This is a genomic window from Halomonas sp. 707D4 (assembly GCF_024158685.1).
Taxonomy (GTDB): Bacteria; Pseudomonadota; Gammaproteobacteria; order Pseudomonadales; family Halomonadaceae; genus Vreelandella.
This window is the reverse complement of the sequence record NZ_JAMZBD010000515.1, coordinates 1-2,110: the sequence shown is the minus strand read 5'-3', so window position 1 is coordinate 2,110 and position 2,110 is coordinate 1. Positions and strand designations below refer to the sequence as shown.

Annotated in this window: 3 protein-coding genes; 1 reads left to right on the top strand and 2 read right to left on the bottom strand. The window is 67.2% G+C overall.

All coding sequences use genetic code 11. The annotated features are described in order from the left end of the window. Positions 1-235: cytochrome b/b6 domain-containing protein (locus BIS11_RS15995; RefSeq protein ID WP_253586527.1), on the bottom strand; the 235-nt coding region annotated here is incomplete at its 3' end. A 51-nt stretch (positions 236-286) separates the two neighbouring features. Continuing rightward, positions 287-1,159, bottom strand: coding sequence for a LysR substrate-binding domain-containing protein (locus BIS11_RS15990; protein WP_253425158.1), 873 nt, complete (start codon positions 1,157-1,159; stop codon positions 287-289). A gap of 118 nt (positions 1,160-1,277) precedes the next feature. Here BIS11_RS15990 and BIS11_RS15985 point away from each other — a divergent pair. Continuing rightward, on the top strand, positions 1,278-2,110 hold an 833-nt coding region (locus BIS11_RS15985), incomplete at its 3' end, for a DMT family transporter (RefSeq protein ID WP_253586526.1).

Genomic DNA, 2,110 nt, shown 5'->3' with positions numbered 1-2,110 from the left:
CCACGAAGGCCAGGCGCGTGAGGATACGCAGCGTCATCAGCAAAAGGATCAGCACGCCCATCGTCTTGTGGGTGGCGTACATCACGTTGGTCGCCGCGCTCCCCACCATCTCCACGGTGCGCTCGAACCCGAGGGTACCCAGCGTGAGGCCCGTGGTCAGCGAGACGAGCACCGCGCCCGCCACCAGCCAGTGCAGAACCCGGTGAGGGTAGATGTAGTGGTCCAGCTCGTGCATCGATCGCTCCTAACGCCCTGCTGCGTTGTGAATTTTACCCGTCCATTCACCTTATAACGCTTCGCCGATCGCCGCTAGCTGTTCACGAATCAATTCCCCCAGCCGGCGCGCGGGTTCGGTGGGCCGATGCGGCGCCCGATGCAGCGCCAGCTCGATCATGGGCAGCGCCGGCAGCCCGCTCGACTCGTCCAGCGGGCGCAGCGACGGCGTCAGCATGCTGCGCGTGACCACCACCACCGCAAGCCCTGCGGTGACGATGGGCGCAAGCCCCGCCATCGACTGGCTGGTGTAGGCCACGCGCCAGTCGCGCCCCGCCGCCTGCAGCGCCTGCTCCGCCACCTCGCGAAACACGTCCGCCCCGGGCGAGTAGAGCGCCAGCGGAATGGGGTCGCTCAAAAGCGGCTGCTGGTTGATCCCTACCGCCCAGAGCAGCGGCTCGCGGCGGATCACGTCTCCGCCCGGCGAGTTGCGTTGGCGGGTGACCAGCGCCAGATCGATCTCGGCGGCCTTGACCTGCTCGACCAGGTGCGCGCTGGTGCCGCAGATCACGGTCAGCCCCACCGCCGGGTAGAGCTGATGGAAGTAGGCGAACACCGACGGCAAGAGCGAAGCGTAATCCTCGGGAATCCCCAGCACCAGATCGCCGGTGATCTGGCGCGCCTGCATGTCGCAGAAGGCCTCGTCGTTGAGGGCGAGCAGCCGCCGGGCGTGGGCCAGAAGCCGCTCGCCTTCCGGGGTGAAGCGCAGCCGCCGCCCCTCGCGTTCGTGCAGGCTCAGCTCGAGCTGCGCCTCCAGGCGCTGAAGCTGCATGCTGACCGTGGACTGGGTATAGGCCAGCCGCTTGGCAGCCGCAGTGACGCTGCCGGTATCGGCGATGGCCACCAGCGTGCGCAGCAGGGTCAAATCGAACGTCGGCGCGCGCATATATCACCACTATTGATAGGTTCCATCACAAAAGATCAATATCGTGATGAGTGCTCCCTGAGTATGCTTGGCGTCACTCACACAAATCAAGGTTCGCTTTTATAGAAGGAGAGGTGTCATGCATCCCGTTCACTCCCCGTTGGTGTCGTCGCGTTGGTACAGTGTGGGCGCTGCGCTGGTGGCGGTGATGCTATGGAGCGCAGCGCCGCTTTTGGCCGAGATGGCGCACACCTCGACGCCCCTGCAGCTGACCGCCCTGACCCTTCTGGCCGGAGCCCTGGCCACCCTGCCGCTGAGCCGGCGCACCGGCGTCGAACGGTTGAGCCGGGGCTGGCAGGCCAGCATCTGGCTGGGCGTGCCGCTTCTGATCTTCGGCGCGGTGAGCAGCTACTTCATCGGCATGCGCCTGGCCCCCGCCGCGGAGGCCGCGCTCATCACCTATACCTGGCCGGTGCTGTTCGTGCTGCTGAGCCAGTACAGCCGCTTTCGCCGGCTGCGCATCGAGGGGGTGATCGGCGCGCTGATCGCCTTCGCCGGGGCATCGCTTCTGATGCTGCCCCAGGCGCTTTCCGGTGGTTTCGGCGGTGAAATGATCGGCTATGCCATCGCCCTGCTCTCGGCGTGCTGCTGGGCGCTCTACTCCTGGTTCGGCCAGACCGCACCGGTCGCCCTTACCCCGCTTCTGCCGCGCCTTCTGCTGATCGCCTGCGCCGTGGCGACCGGCGCGAGCCTGGTGCTCGAGCCGGACCTGGCACTTCCCAGCGGCAACGCCTTGATGGCCGGAATCGCGCTGGGCCTCGGGCCTTACGGTATCGCCATGGTGGCCTGGGACAAGGCGCTGCGCTTTGGCCCGTCGAGCCTGGTGGGCAGCCTCGCCTACGGCGTGCCGATCCTGGCCGGGCTGCTGCTGGTGCTGGCGGGCATGAGCGTGCTCGACTGGCGCCTGCCCAC